This is a genomic window from Paenibacillus mobilis, from assembly GCF_058267595.1.
In genome coordinates this window covers 222,207-238,208 of the sequence record NZ_JBZCMS010000003.1, presented here as the reverse complement: position 1 = coordinate 238,208, position 16,002 = coordinate 222,207, and the positions used below count along the sequence as shown (strand labels likewise).

12 protein-coding genes are annotated in these 16,002 nt (G+C 54.7%); 6 read left to right on the top strand and 6 right to left on the bottom strand.

From position 1 onward, the window contains the following. Positions 1–9 precede the first annotated feature (9 nt). The 5 genes from AC3ZPD_RS07405 to AC3ZPD_RS07385 form a co-directional block, all read right to left on the bottom strand. Positions 10–1,356 (bottom strand): extracellular solute-binding protein, encoded by a 1,347-nt coding sequence (locus AC3ZPD_RS07405; RefSeq protein WP_490983638.1) that lies wholly within the window; start codon positions 1,354–1,356, stop codon positions 10–12. 258 nt (positions 1,357–1,614) lie between these two features. Next, positions 1,615–3,201, bottom strand: coding sequence for a response regulator (locus tag AC3ZPD_RS07400; RefSeq protein WP_490983637.1), 1,587 nt, complete (start codon positions 3,199–3,201; stop codon positions 1,615–1,617). Next, a complete protein-coding gene (locus tag AC3ZPD_RS07395; RefSeq protein ID WP_490983636.1) occupies positions 3,198–5,000 on the bottom strand; it encodes a cache domain-containing sensor histidine kinase in 1,803 nt (600 codons plus the stop codon). The genes AC3ZPD_RS07400 and AC3ZPD_RS07395 overlap by 4 nt, the downstream gene beginning before the upstream one ends. Before the next feature lie 310 nt (positions 5,001–5,310). Beyond that, on the bottom strand, positions 5,311–7,269 hold the full coding sequence (locus AC3ZPD_RS07390) for a beta-N-acetylhexosaminidase (RefSeq protein ID WP_490983635.1): 1,959 nt from the start codon (positions 7,267–7,269) through the stop codon (positions 5,311–5,313). Between the two features lie 209 nt (positions 7,270–7,478). Further along, complete coding sequence (locus tag AC3ZPD_RS07385; protein WP_490983634.1) at positions 7,479–7,862, bottom strand: winged helix-turn-helix transcriptional regulator; 384 nt, start codon at positions 7,860–7,862, stop codon at positions 7,479–7,481. Positions 7,863–8,043: 181 nt separating this feature from the next. Between AC3ZPD_RS07385 and AC3ZPD_RS07380 the strand changes: the two genes are divergently transcribed. The 6 genes from AC3ZPD_RS07380 (at position 8,044) to AC3ZPD_RS07355 (ending at position 13,957) form a co-directional block, all read left to right on the top strand. Continuing rightward, on the top strand, positions 8,044–9,273 hold the full coding sequence (locus tag AC3ZPD_RS07380; protein WP_490983633.1) for an MFS transporter: 1,230 nt from the start codon (positions 8,044–8,046) through the stop codon (positions 9,271–9,273). Positions 9,274–9,356: 83 nt separating this feature from the next. Continuing rightward, positions 9,357–10,199, top strand: a complete 843-nt coding sequence (locus AC3ZPD_RS07375; protein ID WP_490983632.1) for an aldo/keto reductase — start codon at positions 9,357–9,359, stop codon at positions 10,197–10,199. A gap of 268 nt (positions 10,200–10,467) precedes the next feature. After that, positions 10,468–11,433 carry an ABC transporter ATP-binding protein gene (locus tag AC3ZPD_RS07370; protein WP_490983631.1) on the top strand — a complete coding sequence of 322 codons (966 nt, stop codon included), beginning with the start codon at positions 10,468–10,470 and terminating at the stop codon, positions 11,431–11,433. Beyond that, positions 11,423–12,169: an ABC transporter permease gene (locus AC3ZPD_RS07365; protein WP_490983630.1), complete on the top strand. Its 747-nt coding sequence runs from the start codon at positions 11,423–11,425 to the stop codon at positions 12,167–12,169. The genes AC3ZPD_RS07370 and AC3ZPD_RS07365 overlap by 11 nt, the downstream gene beginning before the upstream one ends. 1 nt (position 12,170) lies before the next feature. Next, on the top strand, positions 12,171–13,358 hold the full coding sequence (locus AC3ZPD_RS07360; protein WP_490983629.1) for a sensor histidine kinase: 1,188 nt from the start codon (positions 12,171–12,173) through the stop codon (positions 13,356–13,358). Continuing rightward, on the top strand, positions 13,355–13,957 hold the full coding sequence (locus AC3ZPD_RS07355; protein ID WP_490983628.1) for a response regulator transcription factor: 603 nt from the start codon (positions 13,355–13,357) through the stop codon (positions 13,955–13,957). The genes AC3ZPD_RS07360 and AC3ZPD_RS07355 overlap by 4 nt, the downstream gene beginning before the upstream one ends. 123 nt (positions 13,958–14,080) lie before the next feature. Here AC3ZPD_RS07355 and AC3ZPD_RS07350 read toward each other — a convergent pair whose 3' ends face one another. Next, positions 14,081–15,865 (bottom strand): methyl-accepting chemotaxis protein, encoded by a 1,785-nt coding sequence (locus tag AC3ZPD_RS07350; RefSeq protein WP_490983627.1) that lies wholly within the window; start codon positions 15,863–15,865, stop codon positions 14,081–14,083. Positions 15,866–16,002 lie beyond the last annotated feature (137 nt).

Genomic DNA, 16,002 nt, shown 5'->3' with positions numbered 1-16,002 from the left:
AGCGCCCGGTTATTTGCCAAGATCCCTCGCCTGGGCGTCCTGGATCTTCTGGGCGATCGCTTTCGGATCGCCGCCCAGGGACACCTCCTGCAGGCCGTTATTTACCGCGTCGGTTGCAGAAGAAGTTAAATAGGCGTCATATACCGGAGTAAGATTCAGGGATTTGTAGAGCGTAAACGCTTTGTAGAACAGCGGCATCACTTTCTCTTTATCCGGCTCTACCTTGTAGGTGACAATCGAGTTGCTGTCCGCGATGGCCTGCATCGCTTCCGGACCGCTGACCGTATAGATCAGGTCCAAAGCGGCCTTCAGCTTGTCGCCCGTGACGGTTTTGCTGAGTGCCAAACCGCCTCCGGAGCCGCCGGACATCGAGTTCGGGGCCCCTTTGCCGCCCGGAATGGATGGAAGCACGGTAATATCAATCTGATTCAGCTGCTCTTCCGTCGCTGCCGCAGCCATATTGGTCAGCGCCCACGATCCGTCGATCATCATTGCGGCTTTGCCTTCGGCGAAATACTGCTCCATCTGGGTGTTATCCAGACTATTAAAGCCGGACTGGAACGCATTGGCTTCGGCCAGGTCCTTGAAATACTGCAGAGCCTGCACGAACTCGGAATCGGTAAACTTCGCCCCATCCTGATTTACGGCTTTCATGAACCAGTCCGTGCCGGTCACCCGGTCCGCAAGCGAGGAAAGAATGCTGGACTGCGCCAGCCAGGAGGCTTTATTCCCCAGCGAAATCGGCGTGATTTTGTTGTCGTTGAACGTTTTGACCGCCGTCATTAATTCCTCCCACGTGGTTGGAACCTTGACGTTATATTTTTCAAACAGGGACTTGTTGTAAAAAAAGAAGGAAGTAGCCGAACCGCTCAGCGGCGTCGCGTACACCTGGCCGTCGAAGGAAAGCGTGTCGAGCGAGCCTGAAATGAAGTTGTTTTTCCAATCCGGATGCTCATCGAGCAGGGAGGTGATCGGCTGGATCAAACCGCCGTCGTAAAACTCTTTGATCGATGTACCCGATTGAACGAAAAAGACGTCCGGCATTTCATTGGCGGCAGCCACCGTCTTCAGACGCTGGCGGTATCCGTCCGGCGGGATCGCCTGCTCATCGAGCTCGACCTCAGGGTGTTCGTTTTTAAACTTTTCGATCTGTGCCCGTACGACCTTGGCTCTTAAATCATCCCCGGAGAAGTTATGCCAGATGGACAGCTTGATTTTCTCCCCCGAGGATTTGGAGCCGTCCGTCTCCGCCGCACCGGTGGTTGACGCGTTCTTCCCCCCTTGGCCGCATGCCGCGAGCAGCAGGGTAAACGATAGTAACAGAGCGAGAATTGCGATTGGTTTTTTCTTTGCCAATTAAGACCCCTCCTTTAGTTCCATTTATGTTTAAAAGTATAAAATTGCCGGGTTAGGACCGTAAGGAGGTGATCTCCAGCCGGAGGGTAGATAAAATTCGGCTCCTCGGACCCATATCAGCTAATCGTTCGGATTTTCGACTTCAAGCGGAGATAAAAGCCGAAAAAGGGTCCATTAGATGTGACATGCGTGTTAGATTTATCGGAATGTGGCGTTCCGAAGTTCGGGTTCCTTCCACATCCAGAATCAAGTGCCGCCTTAAAGCTGACGGTATTCCGTCGGGGTACAGCCCATCCATTTCTTGAATTGCTGACTGAAATATTTGATGTCCTCGTAGCCTACTTCCCCGGCTACTTCGCCTATCTTTTTCTGCGTGGTCAGCAGGATGTTTGCCGCACGCTGCATCCGCTCGCGGATTACAAACTCGCTGAATCCCTGCCCGGTTTCCCGTTTAAAAACCTCGCTGAAATGGTTGGAGTTGAGGTGCACGAAACCCGCCACCTGCTGCAAGGTCAAGTGCTCGCCAAGATGGTTGCGAATATAAGCAATGGCCCGGTGTATGTAAGAATACCTGCCGTCTCCGACGAGCTGGTGGAACTCATTCATCACCGATAGCAGCAGCTTGAACAGCTCATCTTCAAGGACAACCCCCGGCTCAAAGGAAATGGCCGGTGTCGCTGCGGCGCCCGCCTGTCCCGTTGACGGCTGCGTAGCCGAAGCCGTCTCCTTCGCCCTGTCCAGCCAGCGGTGAGCCCCGATCACAATGGATTGAAGGAACGCCTGCAGGGCAGCCGGGGTCGTTTCGGGATCCTCCAGCCGTTCCCTCACGATTGCGGCGGTCCAATCATGGAGCTGGCTGCCGTTGTTGTTCATCAGCAGGGAAGAGAGCTCGCTTTCCTCCTTCTCCGAGCAGACCGTCCTTCCGCCCTGGCGGTCTTCCACGGCCTTCGGCTCGAACAGCCCTTTATCGCCAAAGACGATCCGGTATTCGTAGACCTTGAGCGCCTCCTCGTAGGAACGGGGCAGCTCGCCAGCCGAATAAACCTCATTTCCTGCTGCGGCAAAAATATCGCATCTCAGCGTATCCCGAACCCGGCCGACCATTTTCTCCAGCTGCCGAATTCCGGACCAGCCCGGATTCACGCCGGCCACGGCCAGGATCCTGTTGTTTCTGAGCAGCGTTATACCGGGAAGCAGCTCGGACAGCATGTTCTCTGCCGCTCCGAGCATTAAGCCGGAGAAACGGTCATGGCCCCATCCCGAAGCGCCGATCAAAAGAACGCGCATAGCCCGGGGCTGGCCGTCCGGCGTTTCCAAGGTTAAGCCGGCATCCTCCAGCCATTCGCTTACCGACTTAAAAGCCGTCCCGTTCGGATCCCCGCTTCCGCTTCCGTTTCCCGTGAGCCAGGACTCGAAATGCTGCTTGCGGAGAGCGGCAGCCTGAACATCCCCCTGCTTCCGCAGCTCCCATCTGGTTTGAAGATTCTTTTTGGCTTTCATCACGGATTTGATAATTTCCTCGGGATCGCTTGTCTTCAGCAAATAGTCGGTTACGCCCTGGCGCAGCGCCCGCTGGGCGAACCCGAAATCGTCATAGCCGGTCAAAATGATAATTTCGGCGTCCGGCAGCTTCTCCCTGATTTCCTTGGCCAGCTGAATGCCGTCCATGCCGGACATCCGGATATCGGTAAGGACGATGTCCGGACGCTCCGGGAGGAGGCGCTCCAGCGCCTCCTCCGCGGATTCCGCGGGCGGAAGCAGATTCATGCCCAGCTCCGCCCAGTCGATCACCGTGCACAGTCCCGTCCGGATAATCACCTCGTCATCTATGATTAAAACGTTCATGCGGATCCCTCCAGTAAAGGTATGGTGAAAGAGATTCTCGTACCGGCGCCAGGCTCGCTTTCGATATGAAGTCCCGTTTCGCTTCCGTAATGCAAAATCAGCCTGCGGTGCACGCTGCCAAGGCCATATCCGGACGTTTCCGCTCCGAACGCACGGTTGGGCGCGTCCTCCTCCGTCTCAGCCTGGCTTTCCAGGCTTTCTTTTTCCATTTGAAGCTCGTGCCGAATCTCCCTCAGCTTCGCTTCCTCCATACCGATGCCGGTATCCTCAACGATAAAAACCATCCCTGCCCCGCGCAGTTCCCCCTGCACCAGAATGCTGCCTTTCTCCTTTCGCTTCTGAATGCCGTGCATGATGCTGTTTTCAATCAGAGGCTGCAGGAGAAGCTTCAGCATGGTCTGATCCTGCATGGCCGGATCGATGAGGAAGGTCGCTTCGAATTTATCCTGAAAACGTTTGGACATAATACGCACGTAATTCTGTGCATGGGCAACCTCCTGCCCGACCGTGCAAAACTCTTTTCCGTCATTCAGGCTGAAGCGGAGGAAATCGGTGAGCGCCCCGACCATCTCGGCAATGGGCTTCTGTTTGTTCATTAAGGCGATCCAATGGATGGAGGACAAAGTGTTATATAGAAAATGGGGGTTGATCTGGGCCTGAAGCGCCTGGATGTCCGCCTCCTTTTTCTTGGCGGCATTTAGCTGCAGCTGGCTTTTGAGCCGCTGGATGCGTTCGTTAAGCAGGTTGTAGCTGCGCAGCAGCATGCCGATTTCATCCGTGGTTTTGACTTCGATCGGCCTGACCGGCTCATCCGGATCAATCCGGTTCAGCTTTCGGGCTACCTTGATGAGCGGCCGGGTCACCCAGGTGACGAAATAAAGGACAAGCAGGCCGGCAAACAGACCGGAGATTCCGATGGCCCAAGCGGTCAAAGTCAACACGTATTGGTTTTGCGCCGTATAAATATGGGTGGGAATGACGCCGACCAGCTTCCAGCCCAAGCTCGGGACCGTGTAGTACAGCAGCGTGCTGCTTTCCTCGCCCAGCTTGACGTTTTCAACCCCATCAGCGCCATGAAGCAGCCCCAGCTTCGAAATCTTATCCTTCAAAGGCTGGTTTAATCCTTCGCCTTTCTCCGAAACCATCACCCGGTTCTCCTCATTGATCAGCCACAAATGCCCGCTTTCGTTCCAGGCGGCGTTCTCCAACATGCGCTGTACTTCACGCGCGTCGATGCTGATGGACAGCTCTCCGTAATTTTGGAACTTGTCGGTGCTCCGGATCGGGCGGACCAGCGTAAACACCTGTTTGAGCCCGTTGTCCGTCGTCTGATTCTCATACAGCGGGGTCCACCATTTTACAGCCGGGTTATATTTCCCTTCGTTGGCCCGCATAACCTCAGGCAGGCCGGAGCGGATAATCGTCGTATTGGACAAGGCCGGAAACCCCCGGTTCGAGGTAATCGTAATGTTTGAAATATAGGTTTTGGAGGAAGCGAGATTCATAAGGAAAGCAACGTTTTGCGAATATAACGAAATGTCCGACCGGTCGCTGCCGAGGTAGGATTGAATGTTTTTCTGGCCGATGATAAAGACCGACATGTTCTCCGCGTCGCCAATAATAAAATCCAGCTTGTCCGAGATCTGCTGCAGCGTGTTCATGCCGGACTGCTTCTCGATTTTTTCCGTCAGATTCGAAGCGATGCGGTAAGAAACAATACCTGTGGCAAGCAGCGGAAAAACGATGGCCGCAATCAGCAGCACCGTCAGCTTGCTTTTTAAAGAATTCTTGAACCACATCGGACCACCCCTTTTTTTGTTTTTCACATTTTACAACACAGGCGGCGCACCCGTCTTAACACCCGATGTCAGACCGGCAAGGAAAATGAAGGTTTTTGTCGTTTCCCGCGCGGCAGGACTGCCGGGCAAGGCTTTACGGACAAGGGGAATTCCCGTTGGAAGCGCTTACCTTTATCCCTAAAAGAAATCCCTTACATATAAAAAAGCGGTCTTAAAATAAGGCCGCGCCGACAAGCCAATTCCAGCCGGTCGGAGCGTCCTCACTGCCTCATAAGGTTCAAAGCCCGAATTTTATTTCGGGACAGGACAGTTATAGCGGGTTTAAGACGTGGAAAAAGACGTTCGGCGACGCCATCCGGTAATAGTAGCTGCACCAACCGATCCCTTTATGGTTAAAACGATTGTTGGAGCTGTACAGCAGCCGTTCCTGCTCCAGCTCTTCAATGCGGGATATGCGGCCCTCCGTATAGTCCAGCAGCCTTTGCGCCGCGGAATCCAGACGGTTCACCACGCCCCCGTAGCGGATATCGAGCACTTCCCAGCCGAACGGCTTAAACATGCTGAACCACTGAATGCGGTGAGCATCGCGAAGTTCGCGGACCGCGGCGGCTATGAGCGGCAGCTCTTCTTTGGCTGCCCGGTTTAAGGCGGCGCGATCCTGAACGTCATAGGCCTGTTTGAGCCGGATGCCGATTTCGCTTTTGAGCTTCAGCACGGCGCACAGCTTCTCCGGCATCCGCAGGAGTTCGGCTGTGCCGCTGCCTCCGCTCTTTCGTGCCGATTGGATCCGCTGCTCCAAATCGGCATAATGGGCGGAGAGCTCCAGCCCTTCGATCTGCTTGTCGAATAACCCGAGAAGCACGTCCTGGTAGAGAAGAAACTTCGAAGGATTGCTTTGCGCCCGGTTATTCGGCTCGGAGCCCGGCGTTTCATCAAGGTCCTTCAGCAGCAAATAGCTGTCCGCCTTGATGCCCGTGCAGAAGGCCGCCCGTTCCGCCACACGCTCCCATTCGGGTTTCGCCGCCGAGTAGGCATGTTCGGCATACAGCTGCAAGCCCAAGAGCGCCGCAAAGGGGCTGCCTTCGTTCCCGTCATCGCCCCACATCGTCGCATAAACCTCGCGGATGCCCTCCTGCTTGCACACCTGCAGCGCGTTGTCCGAAGCGTTCAGGGACAGCCCGTAATTCACGCCGAAGGTGTTGAAGATCCATACCGCGCCGGCGAAAGCCAGATTCGCGCCCAACGGGCGGTGTTTGGCGACCTGCTGGCCGTATTCCTCCATTTCCTTCAGTCCGTAATCCCAATAAACCATCGAGACGTCTTTCGGGATGCGGCTGGCCATCTCTTCGGGAATGGTCGTATCGGAATTGTAATAATCGGCGCCGCTGGCCGAAGCGAGCTTCAGGAACATGTCGCTCCACATCATCGGCTCGAGGCCGCGTTCGCGGACGATCTCCAGCACCTTTTCCAGGTGACCCGTCATGATGTCGAAACGGCCGACGTATCCGTTTTTATCCAAAAACTTGCCCCGTCCCAGTTCCTCGGCCTCATCCATGCCAATATGGATTTTGCGGCTGCGGAAAGGCGCCGTCGCCGATTCGATCATGCGCCGGATAAAATCCAGCGTGGCTTCCTCCCCGACCAGAAGCGCCCCTTTGGTGTCCCGATACCGCGATGCCGCCTCCCATTTCAGGAACTCCTCCAGATGGGCAAGCGTCTGAATGCTTGGAAACGCCTCAATGCCGAATTGGTCGGCATAGTCGTCGATTTCCTTGAGCTCCGCCTGCGAATAGCGGCCCCTCATGTAGCCAAAATAGGGCTCGCCTTCTATTTCATATGTATCTTCCATGTACAGCATGACCGTATTCAGGCCCATCAGGGCCAGCTTGTTCAGCATCCGTTTAAAGCTTTCGACCGTGAGGACCCCGTTGCGCGAAAGATCAAACATCGGTCCTGTCAGGTCAAACTGCTGCTCCTCCTTGATCTCGAAAGGCTTTCCTTTGCGCATATGCTGGACCAATAAACCCAGCCCGCGAAAAAATTGATGTTTGAGCTCATGCCGGATATAGGCTTTGTTCCCGTCCCAGCCGACCTCCAGACCGCCGCTAACGAATACGGACACCTCTACATCTACAGGAATCCCGACAGCCCCTTCAGCCCCGGCATTCGCCTCATTCCCCTCATTTCCGGCCTCAATGCCGAGTTCTCCGGCCAGCAGCCGGATTCCCGGCAGCAGCCCGTTTGTTTCCCCTTCAAAACGCAGCTTCATCTCTTTACCGCCTCCTTATTTAAGTTTGTATTTGAATCAAAGAATCAAACATTATGACGTTATGTTGTTTTTCTTATGGTATCTTAATGAGCTTATCTGGGCAATAAAAAGATGAACCTGAAAAAAGAAAAAAAGCCGGCCGAAGAATGCATCCATTCTTGGGCTGGCTTTCAGATTTTTTTAATCTTTAAGCTTGCAAGTCCTGTACATCAGTGATTCAAAATATTATCCTCAAGCACCGCAAATTTGTCGCCATACTCCCGGATGATATGCTGCTCGCCCCAATTGCAGAGCGAATCCAGAATCGGCTTAAGGCCCCAGCCATATTCGCTGAGCTCGTATTCGACTCTAGGCGGGACTTCGTTGTAGCTAATCCGGTTAATAATACCGTCTTCCTCCAGCTCACGCAGTTGCTGGGTCAGCATTTTCTGAGCGATGGCCGGCATCAGGCGCTTCAATTCGCTTGTGCGCTTGCGGCCGTGCGTCAAATGACAGAGGATGACGCATTTCCATTTACCTCCGATCACCTCAAGCGTAGCTTCAACGGAAATGTTGTATTTCTTGGTTCTTGGCGCTTTCTGAACTTCTGGCATAACGATTCCTCCTGTTGCGGGCCTCAAGGACTCCGCTATATTAATATATAAATATTTGTATAGATAACTTTTAAGTGCCTATAGCACAAATAAGTACGTACTATTCAAAGTAATCCTGTTCATCCATAATAGCATTACCGGCCGGTGATTTCTACAAGGTAGGAGTGACAAAGAGAATAAAATGGAGCTCAATAAACGAAAAAGCACCTTTGCGCTGCTCGCCTTGGCGATAAGCGCCTTCGCAATCGGAACGACGGAGTTTATCAGCGTAGGGCTGCTTCCGCTGATTGCTGATGATTTGAACATTTCCGTAACCTTTGCCGGGCTTACGGTTACTTTATACGCCCTTGGGGTCACCTTCGGCGCCCCGATCCTGACTGCGTTAACGGCGAGCGTGCCGCGCAAAACGCTGCTGATGGCTATTATGATCGTTTTTATTGCCGGGAATGGCTTGGCTGCATTCTCGCAGGGCATAGCCCTGCTGCTTGTCGCCCGCGTTCTTTCGGCTTTCTCGCACGGGGTGTTCATGTCGATCGGCTCGACGATTGCTGCAGACCTCGTGTCTGAAGACCGCCGGGCCAGCGCGATTTCCATGATGTTCTCCGGCTTGACGGTTGCCACTGTCACCGGTGTGCCGATCGGCACCTTCATTGGCCAGCAGTTCGGCTGGAGAGTCGCTTTCTTCGCCATTGCCGCTATCGGCATCCTTGCTTTTATCGGAAACCTGATTCTGGTACCTTCCGGACTGCGGAAAGGGACCAAAACGCCGATGGGCGAGCAGGTTAAGCTGTTTAAGAGCGGCAGGATGGTCCTTGCCCTTGCGATTACGGCGCTTGGTTATGGCGGAACCTTTGTAGTATTCACCTATTTATCTCCGCTTCTTCATGAAGTGACGGGTTTTGCGGAAAAAACGGTCGCCCTTTTGCTTCTTCTGTACGGAATCGCCATTGCCGTCGGCAACATCATTGGGGGCAAAGCCGCTAACCGCAAGCCGCTCAAGGCTTTGCTCGGCATGTTCATTATCCAGGCCGTCATTTTGCTTGTGCTGACTTTTACGGCTCCCTACCAGGTTGCCGGATTAATTACGATCTTCTTCATGGGCCTGCTGGCCTTCATGAACGTGCCCGGGCTGCAGCTGTATGTGGTTATCCTTGCGGAAAAAGTAGCCCCCAAAGCGGTTGACGTCGCATCGGCGCTCAATATCGCCGCCTTTAACGCCGGCATTGCGCTGGGGGCCTATATCGGCGGCATCGTAACCGATTCGCTTGGACTCGTGCATACCGCCTGGGTAGGCGCTTTAATGGTGGCCGCTGCGGTCATTCTTACGGCTGTCAGCCTCGTCCTTGACAAGAAAAGCAAATCTAAAGAAGATGCCCAAACTTCGGGCGGATGGGTAAAAGCTATGGAGTGAACAAAACCATGACCGCTACCCCAGAGGAGCGGCATGCGTCGGTTCATTTTATATAAACATTAAATTTCAGGAGGAATTCAATCATGAGTTTGAATCTGCAAAGCAGAGTGAAATTAAATAACGGCGTAGAAATGCCTTGGTTTGGCCTCGGCGTATTCCAGGTGGAAGAAGGAGCCGAGCTGGAGGCGGCTGTTGCCGCAGCCATTAAAAACGGCTACCGCAGCATCGATACCGCAGCGATCTACGGCAACGAGCAAGGCGTAGGCAACGGCATTCGCCAAGGCCTGGAAGCAACCGGCCTGAAAAGGGAAGACCTTTTCGTGACCTCCAAAGTATGGACTGCCGATCTCGGTTATGAAGAAACGCTGGCTGCTTATGAAGTGAGCTTGAACAAGCTGGGTCTGGATTATCTCGACCTGTTCCTGATCCACTGGCCGAAAGAGGGCAAATACAAAGCCGCATGGAAAGCCTTGGAAACCTTGTACAAGCAGGGCAAAATCAAAGCGATCGGCGTCAGCAACTTCCAGGTTCATCATCTTGAGGATCTGCTCGCCGATGCCGAGATCAAACCGGCTGTCAATCAGATCGAACTCCACCCTCGTCTGACCCAGAAAGAACTGCGCGCCTACGGCAAGGAAAAAGGCATCCAGATCGAGGCCTGGTCCCCGCTGATGCAAGGACAACTGCTGGACAACGAGGAACTGAAAGCGATCGGCGCCAAATACGGCAAATCGGTTACCCAGGTGATCCTGCGCTGGGATATTCAAAACGGAATTGTTACGATCCCTAAATCGACCAAAGAACACCGGATCGTAGAAAACGCTTCGATCTTCGACTTCGAGCTCAGCGCCGAAGATATGGCGACGATCGAGGCCATGAACCAAAATCACCGTACCGGCCCGGATCCGGACAACTTCGATTTCTAAGAACAGCCGCCTCTGGAAAGACGGTTTCGCCTCTTTGATTTTCACATAAAAAAAAAGCCGCCGACCGGCGCCCGAATAAGCTCGGGTGCCGGTCGGCGGCTTTTTTTCTGCCTTCAGGCGCCAGGCGCGAACGCTGCCTGTTTCTTTTTCCACCTTACGGACGCAGGATGACAAATGTCATCCCTCTTTCCTGACAAATCGGTCTGTTTCCCTTTCGATTGTTGCGATAACCTTAAGACATCCAATAAACGACGGGGTGAAAAAACAAATGAATGCAAAACCGGCAATTGTTCTGAAAGCATTGACTAAACAATATAAAAACGGCAAATGCGCCGTTGACCACCTCTCCTTCACCATTGAGGCCGGCAGCATCGTGGCTTTGCTCGGCCCTAACGGGGCAGGGAAATCCACCACCATTTCGATGATGCTGGGCCTTCAAAGGCCTACCGGAGGAGAGGTTAAGCTGCTCGGCGGAAATCCCCGGGACGAAGCGGTGCGAAGCAGGGTCGGCGCCATGCTGCAGGATTCGGAAACCGTCACCGGACTGAAGGTCCGGGAAGCGGTTGACCTGTTCCGCCATTATTACAGCAAACCTTTGCCGCTGAAGCGGCTGCTCCGGATGGCCGGACTCGAGGAAGTCCAAGACAGGATGGCCAGCGCCCTATCCGGCGGACAGAAACGCCGGATGTCTTTTGCGCTTGCGCTGGCCGGCGATCCCGAGGTGCTGTTCCTCGACGAGCCGACGGCCGGCATGGATGTGATGTCCAGGCAGCTCTTCTGGGAAAATATCCGGGCCATTGCGGGACAAGGCAAAACGATCGTGCTCACCACCCACTATCTGGAGGAAGCGGATCAGCTGGCCGACCGCATTCTGGTCATCAATAACGGACGACTGGCCGCCGACGGTTCGCCGCTCGAAATGAAGAAAAAGGCTGGCCGGAAATCCATCCTTTTCACGGCAGGACCGGAGCTGGATTCCCGGCAGCTGGAGCAGCTTCCCGGGATGCAGGAAGCCGTCTGGAACGGCCGGCAGGTCACGCTGACCAGTCCGGATACCGACCGGCTTATTTTTGCCATCGCCCGCCTGGAGCTCGACGTCCGGGACATTGAGATCCGTTCCGGCGGCCTGGAAGAAGCCTTCCGGAATCTGGTGGACGGGACGGGGACAAGCGAAGCGGACGGAACGAATAAAAGCGTGGGACCGAAGGGAAAGGAGAATCGCCATGTTGTCTAAAGCCCTGCTTGCCCAATGCCGGGCCGAAATGCTGCGGACGCTGCGGAACAGAAGATTTATGATTTTTGCCCTGCTGATGCCGGCCCTTTTCTATTTCATCTTCACAAGCGTAGTTGGAGACGCCATGCAGGTCGGCGGAATCGAATGGAGAGCTTATTACTTGATGTCCATGACCGTATACGGGGTGCTTGGCTCCAGCATCACCAGCCTAAGCAGCCGGCTTGCGGCGGAAAGGGCGTCCGGATATAACCGGCTGCTGCGCGTTACGCCCCTCCCTTCATCCGTTTACGTGGCGTCGAAGATCGTTTCTACCTCGCTCGTAAACGCCGGGATCATCCTCTTTATGTTTCTGCTGGGCGGCCTGGTGAAAGGCGTTACCCTGAGCGGGGAACAATGGCTGCTCTGCGGCTTGTGGATTTGGGCCGGAGCGCTCCCTTTTATGGCCTTGGGCACGCTGCTCGGACAGCTGAAGAACACGGACGCGGTTCAGGTCGTATCCCAGCTGGTCTACATGGGCATTTCGATCCTGGGCGGGTTATGGTTCCCCAAACAGGCGTTGTCTCCCGCTCTTCAGCGGGTGATGGAGTTTATGCCCTCTTACCGTTTTGGCAGCGGAGCCTGGAGCCTGGCCGCCGGCCATGCGGTTTCAGCCCCCAGCCTGCTGACATTAGCCGCCTACGCCGCGCTGTTTGTGGTATTATCTTCCTATCTGAACCGAAGACAGGATGCGATTTAGCGTGGCTTTTTTCTCGAAAAATGGAAAATTTCTTTTCCCGTTGGTATGGCTGGTCTACCTGGCATTTCCTTTAGCCGATATTTTAAGCCGCCGCTCCGCGGAAAGAATCCTTGGCCTGCTTGTATTGGCAGTGTTCGTTGCCGCTTATCTGCTGAGCTGGTGGGATTCCAAAAGATTGCTTTATTATGTGGGCGCCGAGCTGGGCATCGCCGCGTATTTCACCCTGCTGTGGGAATCGTCTTACCTGTACCTGGTCTTTTTCATCACGCCTGCTGTCGCGTTCCTTCCTAATCCGAAAATATTCCGGGCTTTCACGGCATTTCTGGTTCTGCTGCTGGGCGGGTTTTTCGCTTATGCTTCCTCCTTCCTTACGGAAAGCGAACTGCTGAACCTCGTCCCCGCCATGATCGTGGCCGTTATTGTCCCGATGGGGGTCCGCGGAGGCTTAAGATCCCGCGAGTTAAAAGGACAGCTGAATCTGGCCCAAGAGGAGATTGCCCGGCTCAGCAAACAGGAGGAACGGCAGCGGATATCGCGCAATCTCCATGATACGCTGGGCCATACGTTGTCTTTGATCGCCTTGAAGAGCGAGCTGACGGAAAAACTGATCCCCAAGCAGCCCGAGAAAGCTGTGCAGGAAGCAAAGGATATCCACCGGGCTGCCCGGGCTGCTCTAAAGCAGGTCAGGGAGCTTGTTGCCGACATGTCCTCGGTTACTCTGGACGGTGAAATAGGCCATGCCAGGCAGATTCTTGCTGCGGCCGGGATGAGCTTGAAAGTAAACGGCTGCGGCGGAGATGCAGGCAGCAGAACTATCGGGGATGACGGGGGGACCGGAAAGGATCGGGACAGCGATGGGCCGGATATCGAGCCTTTTACCCAAAACGTGCTGGGCATGTGCCTTCGCGAGGCCGTGACCAACGTCGTCAAACACAGCCGGGCTACCCTGTGCGAGATCGAGCTGGTGCATGAGCCCCATTCCTGTACCCTGACCATTTCCGATAATGGCATGGGGATGGGACAAGAAGGGCTTTGGACGCGCGGCACCGGGCTGAACGGCATGAAGGAGCGCCTTGCCCTGATTAACGGAAATCTGGACTTCACGACGTCCCCCGGCAAAGGCGCCAGTGTAAGGCTGACGGTTCCTAAAATCGCCCGGACTTTAAGCACAGGAGGAACGGCACCATGAAAGTGTTGATTGCCGAGGATCAAGGCATGCTGCGCGGCGCTTTGAAGCTGCTGCTGGATATGGAGGAAGATATCGAGGTGATCGAGCAGGCCGAAAACGGCGAAGAGGCGCTGAGGCTGGTCCGGGAACGGAAACCCGATCTTTGCCTGCTGGACATTGAAATGCCCAAGCTGACCGGACTTGAGGTTGCGGAACGGCTGAAAGAAGAAGGCCATCCCTGCAGGGTGGTCATCCTGACCACTTTTTCCCGGACTGGGTATTTTCAAAGGGCCATGAAAGCCGGCGTCAAAGGATACCTGCTGAAGGATTCGCCCGTCGACGAACTGAGCGCCGCCCTGCGAAAAATCCATCAAGGCGGGCGGGTGGTCAGCGCAGAGCTTTCGCTCAGCCTTTGGGAAGCCGAAAATCCGTTGACCGAACGCGAGCAGGCGGTCCTGAGGCTAGTGGCCGAAGGCCTGCCGGTCCATGATATTGCCAAACGGCTGTTTCTGTCCCGGGGCACCGTGCGCAATTACGTTTCGGAAATCATCCGGAAGCTGGGGGCCAAAAACCGGATCGAAGCGATCAATATCGCGGAAAGCAACGGTTGGCTGACCTGATTGGAAACGCCGTAAGCGGACTAATCCCGCACAGCACACACGCCAAAAAAGAAGCGATCCCTCCGGTCAAGACAGACCTGTCGGGATCGCTTCTCGCTGTTTCTTTGTTATGCCCTGTTTCGCCTATACCTTGACTTTGCCCAAGCTGGATTTCAGTTCCTCCGCCATGGCCGTCAATTCCTCGGAAGCGGAAGCCAGATGCTCGATCTCTTCGGCCATGATTTGCGCACTCGCCACGACCGTCTCCGAGTGATCCAGTGTGCTCTTCATCACATCCATAACGGTTCCGTTCAGCAGGATCATGCTGTCCGCCCCGGCTACTTCCTCGTTCGTCATCTGCATAATGCGTTCCATCTTATCCGCCGTTCCAGTCGCGGCAAGCCAGATGTCCTGCAGCGCTTCGCCCGCTTCGCGTGCGGCCAGCGCGCCGCGGCCAATTTCCTCCCGGCTGTGCTCCGTCGAAGACACCGCCTCTTCAATGTCGGCGGTGATCGCCTGGATCAGACCGGCCACTTCGGCAGCCTCCCTGTCGGATTGTTCGGCCAGCTTGCGGACCTCCGCGGCCACCACGGCAAACCCGCGCCCCGATTCTCCGGCACGCGCCGCTTCGATCGAGGCGTTCAAAGCCAGCAAATTCGTGGATGCCGCGATCTCCGAAATCGTACTCGTAATTTCGGAAATTTTCCGGGAATGCTCCTGAAGCCGTCCGATCTGCCCGCCCGTTTCTACGGAGCGGCCCTGGATCGATTCCATCAGAGACAAGGTCTGGAGCACGGTCTCCCGGCCTTTTTGAGCCATTTCCTTCGTCCGGACAGAGTCGCTCTGGGCTTCCTCAGCCTGTTCATTGGCGTGTTTGATCAACGCGGACAGTTCACCGAGCACCTGCGCGGAAATTTGCACGTTTTCATGCCCCGTAGCCGCCTCTTTCCTCATTTGCTTGTTATTGTCGGCAACGGTCTGATGCGACTGGGTTAATTCCTCCAGCGCCCGGGCCATGCTGTCCGAAGCTTTTGCCACCTGATCGGCCGAAGCGTAAATATTTTCGTTCAGCTCGGTCATCGTATTTTTCAAGCTGCTGACCATGCCCGAAATCGCCGAGGTCAGCCGGCCGATCTCATCTCTGGAACGGTATTCCTTGATCTGTACGCGAAGATTGCCTGCGGCCACCTCTTCCGAAGCCTTCACCAGGGAAACCAGCGGTCTGAGGCTCTGCACGATCAACAGCCAAATGAGAAGAGCTGCCAGCACGAGTTCGGCAATGCCGAACAGCAGCACCCGGCTCTCCAAATGGCTGATCGCGTCTTTATATGGCTTGGCCGGAACGCCGACATACCAGATGCCGACCACCTTGCCGGAGGCATCCTTAATCGGTTCATAAGCGGCCTGGTTGACCTGCCCGACGACGACGGCTTCGCCTATGAAAACTTGTCCTTTTTGCAGCGTTGCCTCAGCCACCTGGTCCGAGACCTTCGTCCCGACCGCTTTGGTCCCGTCTTCTTTCACAACGTTGGTGGCCACGCGGGTATCTCCCAGAAAAAGAGTCGCCGTGTCTCCAGTCTCCTGTCCGAATTCATCCAGCAGCGTCAAATTTTCATCGATGGCCTGTTCTCCTTTATAAAGCTTGCCGTTTTGTACGGACCAATCGCCCGGATACAGCCGGTCAATCAGCATCATTCCCGCATTCAAATCAGCTTGCAGCTTTTCATGGGCGGTCGAAAGAATATCCTTTTGCGCGGTGGATACGGCATAATAACCAATAAATCCCGTACCTAAAATCACTACCGCAACCATAAACGACACCAGTTTCAACCGAATCCCCATTTTTCCTTTCATACCTGACAACCCCGCTCCCGCCACATAATAATAATAGAATTTGACCTTGTAAAAAGACTGGCATAACTTGGACATACGCCCAGCTTTTATATCTGAATTTTAAAGACTATGTCGAACCTTGTCTATACAAAACAGAGCATAAAACCCAGAAAATTTTCATTTATTTTCATTTTGCCTTGTAAATCCCCCCGAAGGCCGAACCCCGCCAATAA

What these genes read in the sequence shown, in the direction of transcription:
- AC3ZPD_RS07385 (WP_490983634.1), bottom strand. Translation starts at nt 7,862, where the DNA reads ATGCCAGAAGTTCAGAAAGCGCCAAGAACCAAGAAATACAACATTTCC.
- AC3ZPD_RS07370 (WP_490983631.1), top strand. Translation starts at nt 10,468, where the DNA reads ATGAATGCAAAACCGGCAATTGTTCTGAAAGCATTGACTAAACAATAT.
- AC3ZPD_RS07355 (WP_490983628.1), top strand. Translation starts at nt 13,355, where the DNA reads ATGAAAGTGTTGATTGCCGAGGATCAAGGCATGCTGCGCGGCGCTTTG.
- AC3ZPD_RS07365 (WP_490983630.1), top strand. Translation starts at nt 11,423, where the DNA reads ATGTTGTCTAAAGCCCTGCTTGCCCAATGCCGGGCCGAAATGCTGCGG.
- AC3ZPD_RS07350 (WP_490983627.1), bottom strand. Translation starts at nt 15,865, where the DNA reads ATGTCCAAGTTATGCCAGTCTTTTTACAAGGTCAAATTCTATTATTAT.
- AC3ZPD_RS07390 (WP_490983635.1), bottom strand. Translation starts at nt 7,269, where the DNA reads ATGAAGCTGCGTTTTGAAGGGGAAACAAACGGGCTGCTGCCGGGAATC.
- AC3ZPD_RS07380 (WP_490983633.1), top strand. Translation starts at nt 8,044, where the DNA reads ATGGAGCTCAATAAACGAAAAAGCACCTTTGCGCTGCTCGCCTTGGCG.
- AC3ZPD_RS07395 (WP_490983636.1), bottom strand. Translation starts at nt 5,000, where the DNA reads ATGTGGTTCAAGAATTCTTTAAAAAGCAAGCTGACGGTGCTGCTGATT.
- AC3ZPD_RS07400 (WP_490983637.1), bottom strand. Translation starts at nt 3,201, where the DNA reads ATGAACGTTTTAATCATAGATGACGAGGTGATTATCCGGACGGGACTG.
- AC3ZPD_RS07375 (WP_490983632.1), top strand. Translation starts at nt 9,357, where the DNA reads ATGAGTTTGAATCTGCAAAGCAGAGTGAAATTAAATAACGGCGTAGAA.